Annotated in this window: 26 protein-coding genes; 3 read left to right on the forward strand and 23 right to left on the reverse strand. The window is 66.6% G+C overall.

From position 1 onward, the window contains the following. Window positions 1-90 precede the first annotated feature (90 nt). A complete protein-coding gene (gene efp / locus KF708C_RS31025; protein WP_020205123.1) occupies window positions 91-651 on the forward strand; it encodes an elongation factor P in 561 nt (186 codons plus the stop codon). Window positions 652-750: 99 nt separating this feature from the next. Here efp and nagZ read toward each other — a convergent pair whose 3' ends face one another. The 16 genes from nagZ to fabF form a co-directional block, all read right to left on the reverse strand. Further along, window positions 751-1,803, reverse strand: a complete 1,053-nt coding sequence (gene nagZ, locus KF708C_RS31030; protein ID WP_059415471.1) for a beta-N-acetylhexosaminidase — start codon at window positions 1,801-1,803, stop codon at window positions 751-753. Continuing rightward, a complete protein-coding gene (gene acpS, locus KF708C_RS31035; RefSeq protein WP_059415474.1) occupies window positions 1,800-2,252 on the reverse strand; it encodes a holo-ACP synthase in 453 nt (150 codons plus the stop codon). The genes nagZ and acpS overlap by 4 nt, the downstream gene beginning before the upstream one ends. After that, window positions 2,249-3,031, reverse strand: coding sequence for a pyridoxine 5'-phosphate synthase (gene pdxJ / locus KF708C_RS31040; protein ID WP_059415476.1), 783 nt, complete (start codon window positions 3,029-3,031; stop codon window positions 2,249-2,251). Before pdxJ ends, acpS begins: the two co-directional genes overlap by 4 nt. A 10-nt stretch (window positions 3,032-3,041) precedes the next feature. Continuing rightward, window positions 3,042-3,920 (reverse strand): DNA repair protein RecO, encoded by an 879-nt coding sequence (recO, locus tag KF708C_RS31045; protein WP_059415478.1) that lies wholly within the window; start codon window positions 3,918-3,920, stop codon window positions 3,042-3,044. After that, complete coding sequence (gene era, locus KF708C_RS31050) at window positions 3,913-4,848, reverse strand: GTPase Era (RefSeq protein WP_020205118.1); 936 nt, start codon at window positions 4,846-4,848, stop codon at window positions 3,913-3,915. Before era ends, recO begins: the two co-directional genes overlap by 8 nt. Further along, a complete protein-coding gene (gene rnc / locus KF708C_RS31055; protein ID WP_020205117.1) occupies window positions 4,845-5,615 on the reverse strand; it encodes a ribonuclease III in 771 nt (256 codons plus the stop codon). Before rnc ends, era begins: the two co-directional genes overlap by 4 nt. 1 nt (window position 5,616) lies before the next feature. Beyond that, entirely contained in the window at window positions 5,617-6,024 is a 408-nt protein-coding gene (locus tag KF708C_RS31060) for a DUF4845 domain-containing protein (protein ID WP_059415480.1), read from the reverse strand. A gap of 50 nt (window positions 6,025-6,074) precedes the next feature. Then, window positions 6,075-6,974, reverse strand: coding sequence for a signal peptidase I (lepB, locus tag KF708C_RS31065; protein ID WP_059415482.1), 900 nt, complete (start codon window positions 6,972-6,974; stop codon window positions 6,075-6,077). Window positions 6,975-7,073: 99 nt separating this feature from the next. Then, a complete protein-coding gene (gene lepA, locus KF708C_RS31070) occupies window positions 7,074-8,867 on the reverse strand; it encodes a translation elongation factor 4 (protein ID WP_020205114.1) in 1,794 nt (597 codons plus the stop codon). Window positions 8,868-9,036: 169 nt separating this feature from the next. Next, the gene (locus KF708C_RS31075) at window positions 9,037-9,315 is read right to left on the reverse strand and encodes a glutaredoxin family protein (RefSeq protein ID WP_059415483.1); all 279 of its coding nucleotides are present in this window, start codon (window positions 9,313-9,315) and stop codon (window positions 9,037-9,039) included. Between the two features lie 9 nt (window positions 9,316-9,324). Then, window positions 9,325-10,785 carry a DegQ family serine endoprotease gene (locus KF708C_RS31080; protein WP_370552885.1) on the reverse strand — a complete coding sequence of 487 codons (1,461 nt, stop codon included), beginning with the start codon at window positions 10,783-10,785 and terminating at the stop codon, window positions 9,325-9,327. Window positions 10,786-10,940: 155 nt separating this feature from the next. Further along, the gene (locus tag KF708C_RS31085; protein WP_029044052.1) at window positions 10,941-12,017 is read right to left on the reverse strand and encodes a MucB/RseB C-terminal domain-containing protein; all 1,077 of its coding nucleotides are present in this window, start codon (window positions 12,015-12,017) and stop codon (window positions 10,941-10,943) included. A gap of 8 nt (window positions 12,018-12,025) precedes the next feature. Then, entirely contained in the window at window positions 12,026-12,655 is a 630-nt protein-coding gene (locus KF708C_RS31090) for a sigma-E factor negative regulatory protein (protein ID WP_043367076.1), read from the reverse strand. Window positions 12,656-12,820: 165 nt separating this feature from the next. After that, window positions 12,821-13,420, reverse strand: coding sequence for an RNA polymerase sigma factor RpoE (gene rpoE / locus KF708C_RS31095; RefSeq protein WP_020205109.1), 600 nt, complete (start codon window positions 13,418-13,420; stop codon window positions 12,821-12,823). Between the two features lie 129 nt (window positions 13,421-13,549). Then, a complete protein-coding gene (locus KF708C_RS31100; protein WP_059415485.1) occupies window positions 13,550-14,008 on the reverse strand; it encodes a hypothetical protein in 459 nt (152 codons plus the stop codon). Window positions 14,009-14,072: 64 nt separating this feature from the next. Further along, window positions 14,073-15,266: a beta-ketoacyl-ACP synthase II gene (gene fabF / locus KF708C_RS31105; RefSeq protein ID WP_231401673.1), complete on the reverse strand. Its 1,194-nt coding sequence runs from the start codon at window positions 15,264-15,266 to the stop codon at window positions 14,073-14,075. Between fabF and KF708C_RS36825 the strand changes: the two genes are divergently transcribed. Then, a complete protein-coding gene (locus KF708C_RS36825) occupies window positions 15,177-15,518 on the forward strand; it encodes a hypothetical protein (protein WP_231586647.1) in 342 nt (113 codons plus the stop codon). The genes fabF and KF708C_RS36825 overlap by 90 nt on opposite strands. Here KF708C_RS36825 and acpP read toward each other — a convergent pair. The 7 genes from acpP to KF708C_RS31140 all read right to left on the reverse strand — a co-directional run bounded on the left by acpP (window position 15,508) and on the right by KF708C_RS31140 (window position 20,883). Beyond that, window positions 15,508-15,747 carry an acyl carrier protein gene (gene acpP / locus KF708C_RS31110; protein ID WP_008644813.1) on the reverse strand — a complete coding sequence of 80 codons (240 nt, stop codon included), beginning with the start codon at window positions 15,745-15,747 and terminating at the stop codon, window positions 15,508-15,510. The two genes, KF708C_RS36825 and acpP, sit on opposite strands and share 11 nt — an antisense overlap. Window positions 15,748-15,917: 170 nt before the next feature. Beyond that, window positions 15,918-16,667, reverse strand: coding sequence for a 3-oxoacyl-ACP reductase FabG (gene fabG / locus KF708C_RS31115; RefSeq protein WP_020205106.1), 750 nt, complete (start codon window positions 16,665-16,667; stop codon window positions 15,918-15,920). Between the two features lie 20 nt (window positions 16,668-16,687). Next, window positions 16,688-17,623 carry an ACP S-malonyltransferase gene (fabD, locus tag KF708C_RS31120; protein WP_020423891.1) on the reverse strand — a complete coding sequence of 312 codons (936 nt, stop codon included), beginning with the start codon at window positions 17,621-17,623 and terminating at the stop codon, window positions 16,688-16,690. Between the two features lie 71 nt (window positions 17,624-17,694). After that, a complete protein-coding gene (locus tag KF708C_RS31125; RefSeq protein WP_020205104.1) occupies window positions 17,695-18,675 on the reverse strand; it encodes a beta-ketoacyl-ACP synthase III in 981 nt (326 codons plus the stop codon). Window positions 18,676-18,734: 59 nt separating this feature from the next. Next, entirely contained in the window at window positions 18,735-19,811 is a 1,077-nt protein-coding gene (gene plsX / locus KF708C_RS31130; RefSeq protein ID WP_029044050.1) for a phosphate acyltransferase PlsX, read from the reverse strand. Between the two features lie 165 nt (window positions 19,812-19,976). Further along, complete coding sequence (gene rpmF / locus KF708C_RS31135; protein WP_010814675.1) at window positions 19,977-20,156, reverse strand: 50S ribosomal protein L32; 180 nt, start codon at window positions 20,154-20,156, stop codon at window positions 19,977-19,979. A 121-nt stretch (window positions 20,157-20,277) separates the two neighbouring features. Then, window positions 20,278-20,883: a YceD family protein gene (locus KF708C_RS31140; protein WP_059415488.1), complete on the reverse strand. Its 606-nt coding sequence runs from the start codon at window positions 20,881-20,883 to the stop codon at window positions 20,278-20,280. 239 nt (window positions 20,884-21,122) lie between these two features. Between KF708C_RS31140 and KF708C_RS31145 the strand changes: the two genes are divergently transcribed. Beyond that, window positions 21,123-21,722 carry a Maf-like protein gene (locus KF708C_RS31145; protein WP_059415490.1) on the forward strand — a complete coding sequence of 200 codons (600 nt, stop codon included), beginning with the start codon at window positions 21,123-21,125 and terminating at the stop codon, window positions 21,720-21,722. Window positions 21,723-21,732 lie beyond the last annotated feature (10 nt).

A 21,732-nucleotide genomic window follows, 5' to 3' on the forward strand; every position in this document is an offset into this window, starting at 1 on the left:
GGATGGCCGGTGCCATGCGCCGGCAACGCGCCTTCGCCATACTTCGCCACACCGAATTCCGAGACATTCTTTTTCAGGAAAACAGTTCAGATGAAAACCGCACAAGAACTCCGCGTCGGCAACGTGTTCATGATCGGCACCGACCCGATGGTCGTGCAGAAGGCCGAGTACAACAAGTCGGGCCGCAACTCCGCCGTGGTCAAGATGAAGTACAAGAACCTGCTGACCGAAGCCCCGGGCGAATCGGTCTTCAAGGCCGACGACAAGTTCGAAGTCGTGATGCTGGATCGCAAGGAGTGCACCTACTCGTACTTCGCCGACCCGATGTACGTGTTCATGGACGCCGACTACAACCAGTACGAAGTCGAGCAGGACAGCATGGGCGACTCGCTGAACTACCTCGAAGACGGCATGAACGTCGAAGTGGTGTTCTACAACGACAAAGCCATCTCGGTGGAAATGCCCACCACGCTGGTGCGCGAGATCATCTACACCGAACCGGCCGTCAAGGGCGACACCTCGTCGGGCAAGGTGCTCAAGGGCGCCAAGATCAACACCGGCTTCGAGCTGCAAGTGCCGCTGTTCTGCAATATCGGCGACAAGATCGAAATCGACACCCGTACCGGCGAATACCGCAGCCGCGCGAACTGAGCGCAGCCGGCCCGCTGCCGCCCGCCACGGGTGGCGCGACGGAAAAAAGGGCAGCCTCGGCTGCCCTTTTCCTTTGCCTGCCGCCCGGCGGGCGCATCGTCACGCGATCAGGCCGTGCCCTTTCAGCTCGCGCAGCGCGCCGGCGTAGTCGGGGTCCTGCATCAGCTTGTTCCAGGGCAGCGGCTTGCGGCGGCCGAACAGCTTGCGGATGCGGCGCTGCGAGGCCTTTTCGGCGACGCCGGCATCGAGCTCGTTGAGCAACTGGTCGGCGCGCTCCGGGCTGTTACAGATCAGCACCATGTCGCAGCCCGCGCCGAGCGCCGCGCGCGCGGCCTCGGTGACGGTGCCGGCCACGCTGGCGCCTTCCATGCTCAGGTCGTCGCTGAAGATCACGCCCTCGAAGCCGAGCTGGGTGCGCAGGATGTCCTGCAGCCAGAAGCGCGAGAAGCCGGCCGGACTCGGGTCCACCTTCGGGTAGATCACGTGCGCCGGCATCACCGACGACAGCGCCATGCCCATCCATTCGTAGGGCCGCGCGTCCTGTGCCAGGATCTCGTCGAGGCCGCGCTCGTCCACCGGCACCGCCACGTGCGAGTCGGCGGCGACGAAACCGTGGCCGGGAAAATGCTTGCCGCAGTTCGCCATGCCGGCCAGCAGCAGCCCGTGGGTCAGGTGGTTGGCCAGCATGGTCACGACGCGCGGGTCGGCATGGAAGGCGCGGTCGCCGATCACCGCGCTGCGGCCGTAGTCGAGGTCCAGCACCGGCGTGAAGCTCAGGTCGATGTCGCAGGCGCGCAGCTCGGCCGCGAGCACGTAGCCGCACTGCATGGCCGCCTTGGTCGCGGCCAGCACGTCGCGGTCCCACAGCTCGCCCAGGCGCGCCATCGCCGGCAGGTGGGTGAAGCCGTCGGTCCTGGCGCGCTGCACGCGGCCGCCTTCATGGTCGATGCAGATCAGCACGTCCTCGCGCACCGCGCGGATGTCCTGCGTGAGCGTCTGCAGCTGCACGCGCGACTCGAAGTTGCGCGCGAACAGGATCACGCCGCCGGTCAGCGGATGGGAAATGCGCCGGACGTCCTCCGCGTCGAGCTGCTTGCCTTTGACGTCGAGCACCACGGGACCCGGGCGCTTGCCGGAAGTCTTGTTGATCATTTGGGTTCTTCACTAGGCTGGGAAGCGAGCGGCGCGCCGCCGCCGCGGGGAGCGGCGCCGCCAAGCTCGGCGATCGCGAAGGCGACCGCGTAATCGTGTTCGTCGCTGACCGTGACCCGCACCGTGACGCCGCGCTCGCGCAGCCACGCATCGAGCTCGCCGTGGCAGAGCGCATAGGGCTCGCCCGAAGGCAGGTTCAGCAGTTCCATCGCGCGCCACGTCATCGGCCAGCGCATGCCCAGCCCGATGGCCTTGGAGAAGGCTTCCTTGGCGGCGAAGCGCGTGGACAGGAAGGCCAGCCCGCGCTTCTCGGAGCGCGCGCGGCGCGCGTGGTACTTCAGCAGTTCCTGCGGCCCGAGCACCTTCTCGGCGAAGCGCCCGCGCGTGCGCTCCATCACGCCCTGCACGCGCTCGATCTGGATGATGTCGGTGCCGATGCCGTAGATCACGCTGCGGCGTCCGGGCGCGGATAGGTGGTGCCCAGACGCGCGGCCACCATGATGGCCTTCATCTCGCGCACCGCGTTCTGCCAGCCGGCGAAGACCGCGTGCGCGACGATGGCGTGGCCGATGTTGAGTTCCTTGATGCCGGGCAGCGCGGCGATGGGCTGCACGTTGGTGTAGTGCAGGCCGTGCCCGGCGTTGACCACCAGCCCGAGCCGCACGCCGGCGTCGACGCCGTCGGCGACGCGCCGGAATTCCGTGGCCTGCTCGGCCGGCGTGTGCGCGTTGGCATAGCGGCCCGTGTGCAGCTCGATCACGGGCGCGCCGCAGGCGGCGGCGGCCTCGATCTGCTCGGCCTGCGCATCGATGAACAGCGACACGCGGATGCCGGCATCGGCCAGTTGGCGGCAGGCGGCCTTGACCTGCTCGAAGCGCCCGGCCACGTCCAGCCCGCCTTCGGTGGTGACTTCCTCGCGGCGCTCGGGCACCAGGCAGACGTCCTGCGGGCGGATCGCGCAGGCGATGTCGAGCATCTCCTGGGTGAGCGCGCATTCCAGGTTCATGCGCGTGGCCAGCAGCGGGCGCAGCGCGTGCACGTCGGCGTCGCGGATGTGGCGGCGGTCTTCGCGCAGGTGCAGCGTGATCAGGTCGGCGCCGGCCTGCTCGGCCTGCAGCGCGGCCTGGATGGGATCGGGGTAGACCGTGCCGCGCGCGTTGCGCAGCGTGGCCACGTGGTCGATGTTGACGCCAAGGTCGATGACGCCGGGATGCGCGTGGAAAATCATGCGGGCAGGCTCAGAGATAGTGCAGGTCGATCAGGATCTGGCGCGTCTTCAGCGGCGCGCCTTGCAGATAATAATGCAGCAGGAAGCGCATCAGCGCACGGCTTTGCGTCACGGTCTGGGGCCGGCGGTAGTCGTCCTGCGACATGTCGAGCAGGGTCTGCCCGGACACCACCGGCCACGAGGACGGATCGCTCGGCTGCGCGCGGCGCACGCCGCGCTCCGGCTGGTACACGTAGTCGTGCTCCGGCTCCACCGCCTCGCCCGAGTTCGCGCATTCGTCGAAGGCCACGGCGAAGCCGGTTTCCTGCAGCAGCACGCGCTCGAAGCTGCGCAGCACCAGGCCGGCCTGCTCGCCGTGCGCGAGCCGCGCCAGCGTTTCCATGTACTGGCGGAACAGCGCCACGTGGGCGTCCTCGCGCGGGCAGAAGCGCAGCAGCAGCTCGTTGAGGTAGAAGCCCGACAGCAGCGCGTCGCTGGCCAGCGGCAGCAAGCCGCCGACCCACTCCGCGCGCGTGAGCGTCTTGACCTCGCCGCGCCCGCTCCACGACAGCGAGACCGGCTGGAAGTGCTGCAGCACCGGGCGCAGCGCGGAATGCGGCCGCTTGGCGCCCTTGGCGACCATCGCCACGCGGCCGTGGTCGCGCGTGAACACGTCGAGGATCAGGCTGGTCTCGCGGTAGGGCCAGGCATGCAGCACGAAGCCGGGCTGGTTGGCCACGCGCAGCTCGCTGCGCGCCGGCGCGATGCGCAGCGCGCGGTCCATCATGGCGCGCTGCTCGGCCACCTCCATGCCGGGCACGGCGTGGCTGTCCAGCAGTTCAGCGGCTTCTTCCGCCACCGGGTCGATGCGGCGGGCCTTCAGTGCCGGCCCGCCCGCTCTGTCATTCATAGCCGTAGGCGCGCAATCCGGCTTCGTTGTCGGCCCAGCCGCTCTTGACCTTGATGAACATCTCCAGGTAGACCTTGCCGTCGAACAGCTTTTCCATGTCGATGCGGGCTTCGGTGGAGATGGTCTTGAGCTTGGCGCCCTTGTTGCCGATGATCATGGCCTTGTGGCCTTCGCGCTCGACCAGGATGGTGGCGAAGATGCGCCGCAGCCGGCCTTCGGTCTCGAACTTCTCGATGATGACCGTGCTGGTGTAGGGCAGCTCGTCGCCGGTCCAGCGGAACACCTTCTCGCGGATGATCTCCGAGGCGAGGAAGCGCTCGCTGCGGTCGGTCATGGAATCGGCGTCGTACATCGGCTCGCCTTCCGGCAGGTAGGGCCGGATGATGCCGAGCAGGCGCGCGATGTGGTCATGGGTCTTGGCCGACATCGGCACCACTTCCGCGAACTGGAACTGGTGGCCCATCTTTTCCAGGAACGGCATCATCACCTCGGCGCGGTCCGCGCCGAGGCGGTCGAGCTTGTTGGTGACCAGCAGCACCGGCACCTTCTTCGGCAGCAGCGCCAGCACCTTCTCGTCGTCGGGGCCGTACTGGCCGGCCTCGACCACGAACAGCACCAGGTCCACGCTCGACAGCGTGGACGTGACGGCGCGGTTGAGCGAACGGTTCAGCGCGCTGGCGTGGCGCGTCTGGAAGCCCGGGGTGTCGACGAACACGTACTGCGCGTCGTCGGTGGTCTGGATGCCGACGATGCGGTGGCGCGTGGTCTGCGCCTTGCGCGAGGTGATGCTGATCTTCTGGCCGACCAGCGCGTTCATCAGCGTGGACTTGCCGACGTTGGGACGCCCGACGATGGCCACGGTGCCGCAGCGGAACGCCGCGAAAGGGGTACCCGCGGCATCTTGCCGCGGATCGAGTGATTCGGTCATTCCTTCAACCTGAGAGACAACTGGGGATCGGGCGGCACCGGCTGCTTGCGGGTCTTGCCGGTACGCTCGGCCCGGCTGCGCTTGAGCAACTGGGGCACGAGCTTCTGCACCTCGTCGAGAGCCAGCTTGGCGGCGGCCTGCTCGGCGGCGCGGCGCGACGCGCCGGTGCCGAACACCCGCACTTCCAGTTTAGGCACGGTGCACTCGACTTCAAACTGCTGGTTGTGCGCCGCGCCGTGGGTGGCGATCACGTTGTATTGCGGCAGCGCTATCTTGTGGCCTTGCAGGTACTCCTGCAGCAGCGTCTTGGCATCCTTGCCCAGCGTGCGCGGATCGACCTGCTCGAGGATGGGGATGTACAGCTTGCGGATCAGGGTGCGCGCGCCCTCGAAGCCGGCGTCGAGGAACACCGCGCCGACGATGGCCTCGAGTGCGTCGGCCAGGATCGAGGGGCGGCGAAAGCCGCCGCTCTTGAGCTCGCCCTCGCCCAGGCGCAGGGCCTCGGACAACTGCAGCATCTGCGCGATCTCGTACAGCGCCTGCTGCTTGACGAGGTTGGCGCGCACGCGGGACAGGTCGCCTTCGTCGAGCTTGCTGAACATGCCGTACAGCATGTCGGCCACGGCGCAGTTGAGCACCGAATCGCCGAGGAATTCCAGGCGTTCGTTATGCAAGGCACTGTGGCTGCGGTGCGTCAGCGCCTGCTGCAGCAGTTCTGGCTTGCTGAAGCGGTAGCCGAGGCGTTGCTGCAAGGCGTCGAGGTTCATGTCAGTACTGCGTTCCCGAGTAGGTAATCAAAAGGCTCAGCGGGCCGTATAGCGGCACCTCGTTGCGGTAGGAGAATCCCACCGAGCGGATGGTGCCGTTGTCATCCTCGTGGATATCCAGATCGTCGCTGCGCACGGCCGTGATGCGGTCGATCTGCGCCTGCTTGTTGAAATAGTCGGCCACTTCGCGCCGGTTGCCCGCCTGCTGCTTGGCGTAGCTGACCGCGCGCTTGACCGAAAAATATTCCAGCAGGCTCGGTATCGCCCGGATCGCGGGAATGACCACGCCCACCACCACCAGGATGACCACCAGCAGGCTGCCCAGCGAAAATCCGCGCTGCCCGCTGTGCCTCGCCAGGCGCTGCCGCCGTCCCCCGACGGCACCGCCAATTCGTTCCGATTGACCCATAATGCGCTTTCCCTCGCTTGACCGGAGTGGTTATTCGCGCCGCGGGGATGCTACTTGAACGATCCCACGCGTCCGATATTGCCGAGGTTCATCCAGATCAGGAACGCCTTGCCGACGATGTTCTGATCGGGGACGAAACCCCAGTAACGTGAATCCAGGCTGTTGTCGCGGTTGTCGCCCATCACGAAATAGTGACCTGGCGGCACCTTGCAGATCAGCCCTTGCTGATTGTAAGTGCAGTTCTCGTGGAACGGAAAATCCGGGTCGGCGCCGGCGATGAAGGCCGGCCGGTCGGCGTCGTTGAGGATGCCGTGGACCGGGCCGGCCGGCAGCGTCTCGTCGAAATGCTTGGAGTACGACAGGCGCTCTTCGTCGAGGTAGTCGGGCAGCGGCGCGTATTGCGCCGGCTTGCCGTTGATGGTCAGGCGCTTGTCCTGGTAGCTCACCACGTCGCCCGGCACGCCGATCACGCGCTTGATGTAGTCGAGCGACTGGTCCTTCGGGTAGCGGAACACCATCACGTCGCCGCGCTGCGGCTCGCCCACCGGGATGATCTTCTGGTTCACCACCGGCAGGCGGATGCCGTAGTCGAACTTGTTGACCAGGATGAAATCGCCGATCAGCAGCGTCGGGATCATCGAGCCGGACGGGATCTTGAACGGCTCGACCACGAACGAGCGCAGCACGAACACCGCCAGGATCACCGGGAAGAAGCTCGCCGAGTATTCCAGCCACCAGGGCTGGCGCAGCTTTTCCTCGGCCAGGCGGCTGCGCGAGGTGTCGATCTCGCCGGTGCCGTAGCGGCCCTGGAGGTCGGCCCTGCGCGCATCGAACTCGGCGAGCGCGGCCTGCGCGGACAAGCGCCGCTGCTTTTCGAACACCAGCTTGTCGGCCACCCAGGCAATGCCCGTGATGACCACCAGCACAAAAAGGATCAGTGCAAAATTCATGACGGCTAGATCGTGGTGATGTTTTGTTAGAGTCCGCTTCGCCCGCGGCCAGGCGCAAGCCCGGCCCGGTTGCCTTGTTGCCTTGCTACCCTGCCCGCCTTACTTGTCGCTCACCTGCAGGATCGCCAGGAAGGCTTCCTGCGGAATTTCCACCGTGCCCACCTGCTTCATGCGCTTCTTGCCCGCCTTCTGCTTCTCGAGCAGCTTCTTCTTGCGCGAGATGTCGCCGCCGTAGCACTTGGCCAGCACGTTCTTGCGCAGCGCCTTGACGTTCTCGCGCGCGATGATGTTCGCGCCGATGGTGGCCTGGATGGCCACGTCGTACATCTGGCGCGGGATGATCTCGCGCATCTTGGACACCACCTCGCGGCCGCGGTACTGCGAGTTGCTCCGGTGCACGATCACCGACAGCGCGTCGACCTTGTCGCCGTTGATCAGGATGTCGACCTTGACCACGTCGGCGGCGCGGTACTCCTTGAACTCGTAGTCCATCGAGGCGTAGCCGCGCGACACCGACTTGAGCCGGTCAAAGAAGTCCATGACGATTTCCGCCATCGGGATCTCGTACGTGAGCTGCACCTGCTTGCCGTGGTAGCTCATGTTGATCTGCGTGCCGCGCTTCTGCGTGCACAGCGTGATCACCGAGCCGACGTAGTCCTGCGGCATGTACAGGTTGACCGTGACGATCGGCTCGAGGATGTCCTCGATGCGGCTCGGGTCCGGCATCTTGGCCGGGTTCTCCACGGTCAGCATGGTGCCGTCGCGCATCTTGACCTGGTACACCACCGTCGGCGCGGTGGTGATCAGGTCCATGTCGAATTCGCGCTCCAGGCGCTCCTGCACGATCTCCATGTGCAGCAGGCCGAGGAAGCCGCAGCGGAAGCCGAAGCCGAGCGCCTGCGACACTTCGGGCTCGTACTGCAGCGAGGCGTCGTTGAGCTTGAGCTTCTCGAGCGATTCGCGCAGCGCTTCGTACTGGTTGGCCTCGACCGGGTACAGGCCGGCGAACACCTGCGGCTTGACTTCCTTGAAGCCCGGCAGCGGCGCGGCGGCCTTGCGCGCCATGTTGGTGATGGTGTCGCCCACCTTGGCGGCCTTCAGTTCCTTGATGCCGGCGATGACGAAGCCCACCTGCCCGGCCGTCAGCGCCTCGCGCTGCAGCGACTTGGGCGAGAACACGCCGACCTGCTCGACCAGGTGCTGCGAGCCGGTGGCCATCAGCAGCACCTTGTCCTTGGGGCGCAGCGTGCCGTTGACCACGCGCACCAGCATCACCACGCCGACGTAGTTGTCGAACCACGAGTCGATGATCAGCGCCTGCAGCGGCGCGGCCGCGTCGCCCTTGGGCGCGGGCACGCGCGCGATCATGGCCTCGATCACGTCCTGCACGCCGACGCCGGTCTTGGCCGAGCACGGCGTGGCGTCCTGCGCGTCGATGCCGATCACTTCCTCGATCTCGCGGATGGCGTTTTCCGGGTCGGCCTGCGGCAGGTCGATCTTGTTGAGCACCGGCACCACTTCCACGCCGAGCTCGATCGCGGTGTAGCAGTTGGCGACGGTCTGCGCTTCCACGCCCTGCGAGGCGTCCACCACCAGCAGCGCGCCTTCGCAGGCGGACAGCGAGCGGCTCACTTCGTAGCTGAAGTCGACGTGCCCCGGGGTGTCGATCAGGTTCAGGTTGTAGATCTGGCCGTCGCGCGCCTTGTAGTTCAGCGCCGCGGTCTGGGCCTTGATGGTGATGCCGCGCTCCTTCTCGATGTCCATCGAGTCGAGCACCTGCGCCTCCATCTCGCGATCGGACAAGCCTCCGCACAGTTGGATGATGCGGTCGGCCAGGGTCGATTTGCCGTGGTCGATGTGGGCGATGATCGAGAAGTTGCGGATATGGTCCATCGGATGTTCAGGGGTGCGCCTTTTCTCGCCTGGAGGTGCCCGCCAGGGCACGCCGGACGGCGCAGCGGCTATGAACGGCCTGGAACCGGCACCCTGCCGGGCACGCGCCGTTCCGGGCCGCAAGGTTGGTGGCGCGGATTTTGCGCCAAAGCGCGATTTTACCGTACTTTCAAGGACTTCCGTATGGCGAGATGGCTTGCGCCGCCAGCCACGCCCGCACCCGCGGGACGTCGAGGAAATAGTGGCACAGCTCGCCGCCGGCACCCGCGGGCGTGCCGGTCATCAGCACCGGCACCAGCTCGCCGAAGCGGGCCTCGGTGGCGGCGTCGGCATCGACGTCCACCTCGTGCAGGACAAAGGAAAAATCGCGCCGGAGCGGCTCCAGCGCGATCTTCATGTCCTCGCACAGATGGCAGTAGGTCCTGCCATACAGCGTGAGCGCGGTCATGGGGACGGGCTAGCGCGAGGAAACCGTGCCCGGCCGCAGCGTCAGCACCTGGGTGGCGTCGCCGCGCCTGACGAACACCGCGGCGATCTTGCCCTTGTCCAGGCCTTTGACCAGTTCGTTGAACTGGCGCGGGCTGGTCACGTCGCTGTCGCCCAGACGCAGGATGATGTCGCCCGGGCGGATGCCGGCGCGCTGGGCCGGGCCGTCGGCCTGCTCGACCTCCACCCCGGACTTGATCTTCAGCTCCTTGAGCTTGGCGTCCGGGATCTCGTTGACGATCAGCCCCAGCGCGTTGGGCTTGGCCGCCTGCGCGGCGCCGTCGTCGCGCGGCGCATTGCCGTTGCGCGCCTTGACCTTGGTGTCGGCGTCTAGCTCGGCCACGGTGATGTTGACGTCGCGCGTCGCGCCCTTGCGCCACAACTGCAGCGGCACGCGCGTGCCCGGCTTGATGTCGCCGACCATGCGCGGCAGGTCCGAAGCCTTCTCGATGTCGCGGCCGTTGAACTTCAGGATGATGTCGCCGGCCTCGATGCCGGCCTTCTCGGCGGGCCCGCCCGGCTCCACGCTGCCCACCAGCGCGCCGCGCGCGCGGCCCAGGCCGAGCGAGTCGGCGACTTCCTTGGTCACGTCGCCGATGGCCACGGCGATGCGTCCGCGCGTGACCTTGCCGTTCGCCTTGAGCTGCTCGGTCACGCGCATCGCCTCGTCGATGGGAATCGCGAAGGAAATGCCCATGTAGCCGCCGCTGCGGCTGTAGATCTGCGAATTGATGCCGATCACTTCGCCGCGCAGGTTGATCAGCGGGCCGCCCGAGTTGCCGGGGTTGACGGCCACGTCGGTCTGGATGAACGGCAGGTAATCGCCGGTGTCGCGCCCCTTGGCGGAGACGATGCCGGCGGTCACGCTGTTGTCGAGGCCGAACGGCGAGCCGATCGCCAGCACCCACTCGCCCGCGCGCACCTTGTCGGAGTCGCCGAGCGTGAGCTTGGGCAGGCCGGTGGCGTCGACCTTGAGCAGCGCCACGTCGGTGCGCTTGTCCGAGCCGATCAGCCTGGCCTTGAATTCGCGCTTGTCGGGCAGCGTGACGTAGATGGTATCCGCGTCGGCCACCACGTGCGCGTTGGTCATCACATAGCCGTCCTGGCTGATGACGAAACCGGACCCGACCCCGCGGCTCTGCTCCTCGCCCTGCGGCGGCTGGCCGCGGCGCGGCGCGCCCGGCGGCGTGGGCGTGCCCGGCGCGCCGGGCATCGGCACGCCGAAGAAGCGGCGGAAGAACTCGGCCATTTCATCGTCGTCGGGGCTGCCGTTGCCGCGCGCGCGCACCCGCTCGGTGGTGCGGATATTGACGACGGCCGGCCCGGTCTTGTCGACCAGATCGGTGAAATCGGGCAGCCCGTAGGACTGCGCGGCGGCCTGCGCATGGCTCACTTCTGCGACCAGCGGCGCAAACGCGAGAATGGCAGCCATGAGCACGGTCCGAGCCAAGGCTGGAGATCTTGGTGACATCATCGACTCCCGGAAATCGGCAAAAAGGAAGGAAACGGGGCTTCGGAGGGGCCGTAGCGCGGCGCGCCCGCGGCGGGGAGCCGCGGCGCCACCGGCGGCCCGGAGCGCGGGCCGGCTCAGTGCGCCTTCGGCGGTGGCTTGTATTCTACCGCCGAGGCGAACTGGCGGACGGTGGCGGGCGGCACTTCGCCCACCACGGTGATCCAGAAATCGGCGACGCGCCGCACCACCACCTGGGTGGCGCCCAGCGAGGCGACGCCTTCGCGGCGCACGCGCTGCTCGGAAACCGGCTCGATGAACACCGACAGCCCGGTCAGCCCGTCGCTGTAGACGATCTGGAGCACCTCGAAGACCTGCCCGCGCGGGTTGGCCTGCGGCGAGCGCAGTTCGCCGAGCGGGCGGCGGACCTCGCGGATCTTCATGAAGCCCTTGACCGGAATCCCGATGCTCCAGCCCTCGTCGGCGATGTTGGCCGGCTGGTTGGTGACTTCGTAGTGATTCCAGGAACTGGCGTTCTTGATGGCGGTGAGAATGCGCTGCTTTTCCGAGGGCACGCCGATCTCGACCTGCGAGAACGCGACCTGCTCGAGCACCTTGCCGCCCTCGCCCACGGTCTGGGCGCGCATCAGCAGCCCGGAGTTCTTCTCGGCCCACAGCCGCACGGCATAACGCGCGGCATCGTGCGGATCGAGCGAGAACACTTCGCATTCGACCCCGGCGACGCGCTCGCCGGGCAGCTTGCGCATCTCGTAGATGTCGAGGACATCGCTTTTGTTGGTCGCCAGCAGGGCCGGGAAGCGGTCCTTCGCTTCCTGCTTTTCCACCACCACCAGCTTGGCCTCGGGGATCAGGCTGTGCACGACGTCGTTCTGGCGCAGCACTTCGCGCGGCTTGCCGTCCAGCGTTTCCAGCCGTTCGTATTCGTTGTTGACCAGGTCGCTGTAGTGCTGGATGCGCGAGGCATGCATCACGCTGCCACGCTGATAGATCAGCGTGCCGACATAATTCTCGCGCTGGGCCGCGCGGTGGATCTTGTTGAGCCAGGCCGTCGCATCCCGCCGGGCCAGGGTATTGTCCGCCGGCTGCGCGCCTGCCGCAGCCGCAGTCAGACACAAGGCCAGAAAAAAGGACCTGCGAAGGGCCCTTATTCTGCGTGCGCCCGCTACGTTGGCGGGCGACCATCCTTTATGCATGTCCGGCATTATTCCTGCGAATTGTCCTGAGAAAAGTTTGCACTGTTGACAACGGTGCGCATGGTCGGGACGACCGCGTCGGTGGCCACCGACACCCGGTGGGCACGCAGGTATTCGTCAAGGCGCGGATCGCGGATCATCTGCGCGCTGTCGGCGGAAACGGTCACGATGCCACCGGCCTTGGGCACGGCGGGCTGCTCGGCACGCGCCACCACGGCATCGGGCGCGCCCACGTCGCCGGTGCCGCGCATCTGCGGCACCACGACCCAGCTCACGGCCGCCACGGCGGCGGCGATGGCCGTGCCCGGCATCACCCGGCGCACCCACGAAGGCTTGAACAGCATGCGATGCGCCGCCGCCTGCTGGGCCACGGCGGGCACCAGCACGTGCGGTTCGCTGTCGAGACGCGCGGAAAAACGGGAGAGGAAATCGTCGGTCGAGCCGGCATGCGTCAGTTCTTCCGAACGCAGGGCATCGCCGATCAGCTGGAACGTGGTCCAGCTTGCCATGCCGTCCTCGCCCTTGGCGAGATCCAGTACGGCGTTGACTTCGTGCGGCGCCAGCTCGCCATCCATCAGCGCGGAGATCTGCTCCGCTGCTTCCACTACATGAACCGACTGCTTATGAGCCTGACCCATTTCCCACCCCTAGAAAAACCATTGAACACCGACAATCCCGTCTGACTGCTTTTGTCGTTTATCGATGCAGGAATAGGCTGCAACGCTGGCCGCACGACATTTTCTTACCACTTACCGCCGTCTTGCTACTTACCGTTTACCACTGACTTGCCGCCGATTTACCGCTTACCACCGCTTGCCCTCTGCCGTTCCCAGCAGCGGACGCAATTTCTCGGCGATCGCCTCGCGCGCCCGGAAGATGCGTGATCGGACCGTTCCGATCGGACACCCCATCGCCTCGGAAATCTCCTCATAGCTGAGGCCCTCGATTTCGCGAAGCGTGATTGCCGTGCGCAGTTCTTCCGGCAGGGCTTCCATCGCCCGGTTGACCGTTTCGGCCACCTGTCGGGTATGGAGCATCGACTCCGGCGTATTGATATCTCTTAGTTGCTCGCCATCCGCAAAAGTTTCAGCCTCTTCGGCATCGATGTCGCTGGTGGCTTCCGGCCTGCGCCCCTGGGTTGCCAGGTAGTTCTTTGCCGTGTTCACCGCAATCCGGTACAACCAGGTGTAGAACGCCGACTCGCCGCGGAATTGCGGCAAGGCACGATACGCCTTGATGAAGGCGTCCTGTGCCACATCCTCCACTTCCGCCGAATCCCGCACCAAGCGCGAAATGAGCCTGATGATCTTGCGGTGGTATTTGGCCACCAGCAGTTCAAAGGCCCGCTTATCGCCCTTCTGGACGCGTTCAACGAGGAGCTGATCGGCTTCGCGTTCGCTCACGAATGGTTCACCTGCAGTGTATCTCTTGGTATCGTCTTCACGACAAACGTTGTATTTTACCTACGTAGCCGGCGCACGGTCAGTGCGTTGCAACGCATTTTGTGACGAATGGTTGCAGCGCGGCGCCGCTCATGCTGCCTCGCGCGCCGGCGCCTGTTCGCGCCGCGCCGCGCCGAGTGCGCGCCTCAGTGCCCGCAGGGAATCGGAAGCCGCGGCTCCCGGGCCGATGATCAATGTCCGTGGCGGCGTGCCGCTGGCCGGCTCCAGCGCCAGCACGAGCGCCAGGCCGCCCAGGTCCCAACTGCCGGCGACCCGCGCCACCGCATCGGCGCCGGTATGCAGGCGGACCAGGATGGCGGGCCGTCCCGCGGCACCGCCGTGCCCCGGCGCCAGTCCGGCATAGGTGCAGCCGGCGGCCCGCCAGAGCGCGGGCCAGTGGCTCAGGAGCCAGCCGCCGGCTGCCGCCGCGGCCAGCGCCGGCAGCCACTGCGCCAGGCCCCAGCCTTCGGGAGAACGCGCCAGGCTCCACGCGGCCTCGCGCGCGAGCAGCGCAAGCGCCGCCAGTTCGCCAGCCAGGAACAGCGCCAAGACCCACCGCAGGCGATGGGTCCCGAGCGAAGTCCGGAGGAGCGTCACCCGGCGGCTGCCGGGTTCAGACGCGGCGGAAGACAAGCGTGCCGTTGGTGCCGCCGAAACCGAAGTTGTTCTTCACCGCGACGTCGATCTTCAGGTCGCGTGCCGTGTTGGCCACGTAGTCCAGGTCGCATTCGGGATCCTGGCTGAAGATGTTGATGGTCGGCGGCGAGACCTGGTGGTGCAGCGCCAGCACGGTGAAGACGGATTCGAGGCCGCCGGCGCCGCCCAGCAGGTGGCCGGTCATCGACTTGGTCGAATTCACGGCCATCTTGTAGGCGTGGTCGCCGAAGGCCAGCTTGATGGCTTCGCTTTCGTTCTTGTCGCCCAGCGGGGTCGACGTGCCGTGCGCGTTCAGGTAGCCCACCTCGTCCGCGTTGATGCGGGCGTCCTTGAGCGCGTTGACCATGCAGCGGCGCGGGCCGTCCATGTTGGGCGCGGTCATGTGGTAGGCGTCCCCGCTCATGCCGAAGCCGATCAGTTCCGCGTAGATCCTGGCGCCGCGCGCCTTGGCCGACTCGTACTCCTCGATCATCATCACGCCGGCGCCTTCGCCCAGCACGAAACCGTCGCGGTCCTTGTCCCACGGACGGGAGGCGGCGGCGGGATCGTCGTTGCGGGTCGACAGCGCGCGCGCGGCGGCGAAACCGCCGATGCCCAGCGGCGACACGGTCGATTCGGCGCCGCCCGCGAGCATGGCATCGGCATCGCCGGCCTGGATCAGGCGGGCCGCCAGGCCGATGCTGTGCAGGCCGGTGGTGCAGGCCGTCACCACGGCCAGGTTCGGGCCCTTGAGTCCGTGATAGATGGACAGGTGGCCCGAGATCATGTTGATGATCGAACCCGGCACGAAGAACGGCGAGATCCGGCGCGGACCGCGGTTGGTCAGCTCGGCGTGGGTATCCTCGATCATCGGCAGGCCGCCGATGCCCGAGCCGACCAGCACGCCGACGCGGTCGGCATTGGCTTCGGACACCACGTAGCCGCTGTCCTTCAGCGCCTGCGTCCCCGCTGCGATGCCATAGTGGATGAACGTATCCATGTGGCGGGCTTCCTTGGCGGGGATGTAGTCCTCGGCCTTGAAACCCTTCACTTCGCCGGCGAAGTGCACGGCTAGCGCGGAATGATCGAATTTGGTGATGGTGGCGATGCCAGACTGACCGGCAACCAGATTGGCCCAGCCCTCGGCAACCGTGTTTCCGACCGGAGACACAAGGCCAAGCCCAGTGACGACGACGCGACGACGGCTCACTATGATTTCCTACGGGTACGTGAAGCAGAACCGGAACGACGACCGGCGCCGGCCATGACAGCCTTGCGCCAGGCCACGCCGGTCACGGCGCGGCATATCCGATTGTGCTTCTTCGAACAGACGAAAGCCACAGAAAACAGCGCGGACGACCCTGCGGCCAGTCCGCCTGTTTTCTGTGGCTCGGAATCCAGATACGACAGGCTCAGGCCTTGACGTGTGCGGTGGCGTAATCGATGGCCTGTTGCACGGTCGTGATCTTTTCGGCTTCCTCATCGGGAATTTCCATGCCGAATTCATCTTCCAACGCCATCACGAGCTCAACCGTGTCCAGCGAATCCGCACCGAGATCGTTCACGAACGAGGATTCGTTCTTGATGTCAGCCTCGGCCACGCCGAGTTGCTCTGCCACGATTTTCTTGACGCGTTGTTCGATATTGTCCATGTAACCCTCCAGGGAAGTTCGACAAAAAGTGGGCGCATTTTAGCAGGTTTGGACCATAAAAATCCCACCCGCCTTCCATTGCAAGAACCGCGCCCGTTCAGTTCAAAAAACAACCACTTCACACGGCATCTACCGGCTTCTCCCTCGAAACCGTCCGCCGTGAAACGTGATCAATTCATGTACATGCCACCATTCACATGGAGCGTCGTACCGGTAATGTAGGCTGCCTGGGGGCCAGCCAGGAAAGCCACCGCATGCGCGATGTCTTCCGGCTGGCCGAGGCGGCCCAGCGGGATCTGGGTCTTCAGTGCCGCGTGCTGCTCATCCGACAGGACCTTGGTCATGTCGGTGTCGATGAAGCCCGGCGCCACGCAGTTCACGGTCACGTTGCGGCTGCCGATCTCGCGCGCCAGCGCGCGGCTCATGCCTTCCACGCCGGCCTTGGCGGCGGCGTAGTTCATCTGGCCCGGGTTGCCGGTCGAGCCGACCACCGAGGTGATATTGATGATACGGCCGCCGCGCGCCTTCATCATCGGGCGCAGCACCGCGCGCGACAGGCGGAACACCGCGGTCAGGTTGGTCTCGATCACCGCGCTCCAGTCCTCGTCCTTCATGCGCATGGCGAGCTGGTCCTGCGTGATGCCCGCGTTGTTGACGAGGATGCCGAGGCCGCCGTGCGCCTTGACCAGTCCGTCGATCAACGCCTCGGACGCCGCGGCGTCGTTGACGTTGAGCACCGCGCCGCGGCCCGTGCCGCCGGCCGCGGCCAGGTATTCGCCGATGGCGGCCGCACCCGCCTCGCTGGTGGCGGTGCCGATCACGGTGGCGCCCTGGGCAGCCAGCTCGAGCGCGATGGCGCGGCCGATGCCGCGCGAGGCGCCCGTTACCAGCGCGACCTGGTTTTCCAGAGTTTTCGTCATAGCGTTGGTCCTTTCTTGCCTTACTTGAGCAGCGCCAGCGTGTCCTGCAGCGAGGCCGGATCGAAGATCGCGCCGCCGGTCAGGTTGCCGTCGATGCGCTTGGTCATGCCCGCCAGCACCTTGCCGGGGCCGCACTCGATCACGTGGGTGACGCCCTCGGCGGCCATCTTCTGCACGCACTCGACCCAGCGCACCGGCGCCGCGGCCTGGCGCACCAGCGCGTCCTTGATCGCCTGCGGGTCGCTGACGATGGCCACGTCCACGTTGTTGACCAGGGGAATGGCGGGCGCGCCGAAGGCCATGCCGGCCATGCGCTCGCGCAGGCGGTCCGACGCCGGCTTGAGCAGCGACGAGTGGAACGGCGCCGACACCGGCAGCGGCAGCGCGCGCTTGGCGCCGCGCGCCTTGGCCAGTTCGCAGGCCTTCTCCACGGCCGCCTTGTTGCCGGCGATCACCACCTGCGACGGCGCGTTGAAATTCACCGCTTCCACCACGCCGACGCCCGCGGCCGAAGCCTCGGCGCAGGCGGCGCGCACGTCGTCGTCGGACAGGCCGAGAATGGCGGCCATGCCGCCCTCGCCCACCGGCACGGCTTCCTGCATCGCCTGCGCGCGGAAGCGCACCAGCGGCACCGCCTCGGCGAACGGGATCACGCCGGCGGCCACCAGCGCGGAATACTCGCCGAGGCTGTGGCCGGCCACCAGCGCCGGCGCCGCGCCGCCCGCGTCGATCCACGCGCGGTAGATCGCCACGGCCGCGGTCAGCATGACCGGCTGGGTATTGGTAGTGAGGTTCAGTTCCTCGGCCGGGCCTTCGGCGATCAGACGGCCCAGGTCCTGCCCGAGCGCGGCCGAGGCTTCTTCCAGCGTGGCGCGCACGACGGCGTTGTCGGCGAACGCATTGAGCATGCCGACCGCCTGCGAGCCCTGGCCGGGGAATACAAAGGAAAATTTCATCGCAATCGAATCTTAAAGAGGAACACCGCGAAAAACGCAGCGGCGTGGCGGCGCAGCGGCGCCGCCGGATGTCACATGCGCGCCAGCACCGCGCCCCAGGTGAAGCCGCCGCCCACGCCTTCCATCAGCACGTGATGGCCCGGGCGGATGCGGCCGTCGCGCACCGCCACGTCCAGCGCCAGCGGGATCGAGGCGGCCGAGGTGTTGCCGTGCTCGTGCACGGTCGCCACCATGCGCTCGGGCGGCAGGCCGAGCTTCCTGCCGGTGCTCTGCATGATGCGGATGTTGGCCTGGTGCGGCACCAGCCAGTCGATCTTCTCGGCCGGGAACTGCGCGCCGGCGAGCGCCTCGCGGGCAACCTTGTCGAGCACCGTGACCGCGAGCTTGAACACCGCCTGGCCGTCCATGTGCAGGAACGCATTGCCGGTGATGCTGCCGCCCGACACGTTGCCCGGCACGCACAGGATGTCGACGTGGCTGCCGTCGGCATGCATCGCCGCGGACAGGATGCCGGGTTCCTCGGACGCCGACAGGACCACCGCGCCGGCGCCGTCGCCGAACAGCACGCAGGTGGTGCGGTCATTGAAGTCGAGGATGCGCGAGAACACTTCCGCGCCGATCACCAGCGCGTTGCGGTGCGAGCCGCTGCGGATGAATTTCTCGGCCGTGGACAGCGCGTAGACGAACCCCGAGCACACGGCCTGCATGTCGAACGCGGCGCAGCCGTTGGTGATGCCGAGCTTCTGCTGCACCAGGCAGGCGGCGCTCGGGAACACGAAATCCGGCGTGGACGTCGCCACGATGATCAGGTCGATGCTCTGGCGGTCGATGCCGGCGGCTTCCAGCGCGCGCTCGGCGGCCTTGACGGCCAGGTCGCTGCTGGTGACGTCCGGCTCGGCCCAGTGGCGCGCCGAGATGCCGCTGCGCGAGAAGATCCATTCGTCGCTGGTCTCGATGCCCTTCTCAGCCAGTTGCGCCGCGAGTTCTTGATTGGTGACACGCCGCGGAGGCAGATAGCTCCCGGTCCCGATGATTTTTGCGTAGCTTGTCATGTAGTGTCGGATCGATCGTGTGGCCACGGGTCGTCGCCCGCGGCATCTGCATCAGAACCTCAGGCGGCGTACGGGCTTGGACTAGGATCCTGGGCACCTGACTGCGGGCCGGAAGCCGGAGTGCTGTTACCTGACTTGTTGGCGAAAGCCTGAATGGTGCGAGCGATCACACCATTACTGGCCGCATCATACCCGCGTTTGATGGCCCACTCAAAAGCGTGCGCGTCGGCCGAGCCGTGGCTCTTGATCACCAGCCCGCGCAGGCCCAGCAGCGATGCGCCGTTGTAGCGCGCGGGGTCGAGCCGCCGGGACAGGCGCTTGAGCACCGGCATGGCCAGGCCCGCCAGCAGCCGGGTGAACCACGAGCGCGTGAATTCTTCCTTGATCATGTTGCCGATCATCTTGGCCAGGCCTTCGCTGCTCTTGAGCGCGACGTTGCCGACGAAACCGTCGCACACCACGATGTCGGTGGTGCCCTTGAAGATGTCGTTGCCTTCCACGTTGCCGTAGAAATTGAGCTCGGAAGCGCGCAGCAGCTCGCCGGCGCGCTTGACCACGTCGTTGCCCTTGATCACTTCCTCGCCGATGTTGAGCAGGCCGACGCTGGGGCGTTCCTTGTGGTCCACCACCGCGACCATCGCCTCGGCCATGCGCGCGAACTGCAGCAGGTGCTCGGGCCCGCAGTCGGCGTTGGCGCCGAGGTCGAGCACCGTGGTGCCCCAGCCCTGCTCGTTGGGAATGGAAGTGGCGATCGCCGGGCGCTCGATGCCTTCGAGCGTCTTGAGCACGTAGCGCGACACCGCCATCAGCGCGCCGGTGTTACCCGCCGAGATGCAGGCGTCGGCCAGACCCTCCTTGACCTGGGTCACGGCCACGCGCATCGAGGAATCCTTCTTCCTGCGCAGCGCCACCTCGACCGGGTCGTCCATCGTAATGACTTCGGTCGCGGCCACGACGCGCACGCGCGGATGATCGAGCGCTTGCAGCTTGGCGAGCTGCGCCTCGATGCTGTCGCGCAGGCCCACCAGCACCACCTCGGCGTCGCTGTGGCTGGAGAGAAAACTGATCGCTGCCGGGATCGTCACGTCAACGCCGTGATCGCCACCCATGCAGTCGATAGCTAGTTTGATCGTCATTGTTTCCTGGTGCACAAGCGCCTATCGGCATGACTTGAAGGCCGGAAGCCTGCACTGCGGTGCGCTGCGAGCGCGCAACAAAAAAGCGGCAACGATTTTGCCGCTTTTTTGTTTTCGACCTACCAACGTGCGCGTACGAGACGCAAAGTCACGCCGAACGATCTGTCAGTCGTTCTTGGTCTTGATGACCTTGCGGCCACGATAGTAGCCGTTCGGGCTCACGTGGTGACGCAGGTGGGTTTCGCCCGTGGTCGGTTCCACCGCCAGCGGCGCGGCCGACAGATGATCGTGCGAACGGTGCATGCCGCGCTTGGACGGCGACTTCTTGTTCTGTTGAACTGCCATGATGACTCCTTCGAGAATTTTTCAATGGTAACACACGCATCCCGCACGAGGCGTAGCCGGGCCCGGCCGGATGCTGATCCTGGTGCCTTGCGGACGCTGCCTGAATACCGGCGGACCGGCGTCAGTGCTTCGTCTTCAGGCCGGCCAGCGCCGCAAAGGGCGAAGGCCGTTTTTCTTCTTCCGGCGGTTCCTCGGGTTCGGGTTCCGCCAGACCGTCCGCCCCGGTGACGAGGCTTTCGTGCACCTCGGGGCAGACGTCGTGCTTGGGCGCCACCGGCAGGGCCAGCAGCACTTCATCTTCAATCAGCGTCAGCAGGTCGAAGCGCCGGGCGCCGACGATCACGTCGACTTCGTCGTCGTCCATCGATGCCGCATCGGCCTCTTCCTCGCTGGCCACCACTTCGAAACACATGTCGGTGGCGATGTCCTGCGCAAACACCCGCAGGCAGCGCTGGCAATCGAGCCACACGCGGCCGTTCACGGTCAGGTCGACGAACAGGCGCTGCGTGGCCGGCGCGCCGGGTTCGCCCTCTTCTTCCTCGACAAAGCCGGAAAGCGCATAGGCGAACACTTCATCCGCCGCCGATGCTGGCGCTTGCGCCGCGGTCTCGGCTATGATGCGCGGCAAATCGCGTGCCGCGACTTCGCTGGCGGCCTCGCCGCCAGCGCGGCAGAACGCGAAGAGATCGAGCGCGCGCGGGTCAATCGGCTGGGTCGGCTGGGTCATGTCTTGTCGTGCCGTTCGTCGTGCCTCGCCGGCGCCGCCGGCCGCTTCCGGCGCACCGGGGCGCATTGGCGGCGCGGAACATGGCCCCGGAGCCGCAAACCGCAGGCGGTATACACGGATACGCACAGCGATGCGCCGGACTTGCTCGGCTAAACACACGATTATACGTCGATTTTTCGTCCGCGGTCAAAAATTTGGAAGACGGCAATACGCCGCTTTCCCTTTCCACTCAATTACTTATGTCGCAACCTTCCCGCCCCGCCCTGATCCTCGGCTCCAGCTCGCCCTACCGCCGCGCGCTGCTGGAGCGCCTGCGCATTCCCTTCGCGGTGGCGGTGCCGGACATCGACGAGACCCCGCTCGCCGGCGAAAGCCCCGAGGCCACCGCGCTGCGGCTGTCGCGCGCCAAGGCGCAGGAGATCGCCGGGCGCCATCCGGACGCGCTGGTGATCGGCTCCGACCAGGTCGCCACGCTCGACGGCGCGCAGATCGGCAAGCCCGGCTCGCACGAGAAGGCGCTGGCGCAACTGCGGCTGATGCGCGGGCGCACCGTCACCTTCCATTCCGCGCTGTGCCTGCTCGACGGCCGCACCGGCGAAGCGCAGCTGGCCGACGTGCAGACACGCGCCACCTTCCGCGAGCTGCCCGACGACGAACTGGAAGCCTACCTGCGCCTCGAGCGCCCGTATGACGTGGCCGGCAGCGCCAAGTCGGAGGGGCTCGGCATCGCGCTGCTGTCGCACATGGAATCCGACGACCCCACCGCGCTGGTGGGCCTGCCGCTGATCGCACTGACCACCATGCTGCGCCACGCCGGCTACCCGCTCTTCCAGCACTGAGCGCGCCAAC

The sequence above is a fragment of the Cupriavidus basilensis genome (assembly GCF_000876015.1).
Lineage (GTDB): Bacteria > Pseudomonadota > Gammaproteobacteria > Burkholderiales > Burkholderiaceae > Cupriavidus > Cupriavidus basilensis_B.

Bases quoted from the DNA above. Each gene is read 5' to 3' on its own strand.
- efp (WP_020205123.1), top strand. From the start codon at position 91: ATGAAAACCGCACAAGAACTCCGCGTCGGCAACGTGTTCATGATCGGC.
- nagZ (WP_059415471.1), bottom strand. From the start codon at position 1,803: ATGATCAACAAGACTTCCGGCAAGCGCCCGGGTCCCGTGGTGCTCGAC.
- pdxJ (WP_059415476.1), bottom strand. From the start codon at position 3,031: ATGATTTTCCACGCGCATCCCGGCGTCATCGACCTTGGCGTCAACATC.
- recO (WP_059415478.1), bottom strand. From the start codon at position 3,920: ATGAATGACAGAGCGGGCGGGCCGGCACTGAAGGCCCGCCGCATCGAC.
- era (WP_020205118.1), bottom strand. From the start codon at position 4,848: ATGACCGAATCACTCGATCCGCGGCAAGATGCCGCGGGTACCCCTTTC.
- rnc (WP_020205117.1), bottom strand. From the start codon at position 5,615: ATGAACCTCGACGCCTTGCAGCAACGCCTCGGCTACCGCTTCAGCAAG.
- KF708C_RS31060 (WP_059415480.1), bottom strand. From the start codon at position 6,024: ATGGGTCAATCGGAACGAATTGGCGGTGCCGTCGGGGGACGGCGGCAG.
- lepB (WP_059415482.1), bottom strand. From the start codon at position 6,974: ATGAATTTTGCACTGATCCTTTTTGTGCTGGTGGTCATCACGGGCATT.
- lepA (WP_020205114.1), bottom strand. From the start codon at position 8,867: ATGGACCATATCCGCAACTTCTCGATCATCGCCCACATCGACCACGGC.
- KF708C_RS31075 (WP_059415483.1), bottom strand. From the start codon at position 9,315: ATGACCGCGCTCACGCTGTATGGCAGGACCTACTGCCATCTGTGCGAG.
- KF708C_RS31080 (WP_370552885.1), bottom strand. From the start codon at position 10,785: ATGGCTGCCATTCTCGCGTTTGCGCCGCTGGTCGCAGAAGTGAGCCAT.
- KF708C_RS31085 (WP_029044052.1), bottom strand. From the start codon at position 12,017: ATGCATAAAGGATGGTCGCCCGCCAACGTAGCGGGCGCACGCAGAATA.
- KF708C_RS31090 (WP_043367076.1), bottom strand. From the start codon at position 12,655: ATGGGTCAGGCTCATAAGCAGTCGGTTCATGTAGTGGAAGCAGCGGAG.
- KF708C_RS36825 (WP_231586647.1), top strand. From the start codon at position 15,177: ATGATCGAATTTGGTGATGGTGGCGATGCCAGACTGACCGGCAACCAG.
- acpP (WP_008644813.1), bottom strand. From the start codon at position 15,747: ATGGACAATATCGAACAACGCGTCAAGAAAATCGTGGCAGAGCAACTC.
- fabG (WP_020205106.1), bottom strand. From the start codon at position 16,667: ATGACGAAAACTCTGGAAAACCAGGTCGCGCTGGTAACGGGCGCCTCG.
- fabD (WP_020423891.1), bottom strand. From the start codon at position 17,623: ATGAAATTTTCCTTTGTATTCCCCGGCCAGGGCTCGCAGGCGGTCGGC.
- KF708C_RS31125 (WP_020205104.1), bottom strand. From the start codon at position 18,675: ATGACAAGCTACGCAAAAATCATCGGGACCGGGAGCTATCTGCCTCCG.
- plsX (WP_029044050.1), bottom strand. From the start codon at position 19,811: ATGACGATCAAACTAGCTATCGACTGCATGGGTGGCGATCACGGCGTT.
- rpmF (WP_010814675.1), bottom strand. From the start codon at position 20,156: ATGGCAGTTCAACAGAACAAGAAGTCGCCGTCCAAGCGCGGCATGCAC.
- KF708C_RS31140 (WP_059415488.1), bottom strand. From the start codon at position 20,883: ATGACCCAGCCGACCCAGCCGATTGACCCGCGCGCGCTCGATCTCTTC.
- KF708C_RS31145 (WP_059415490.1), top strand. From the start codon at position 21,123: ATGTCGCAACCTTCCCGCCCCGCCCTGATCCTCGGCTCCAGCTCGCCC.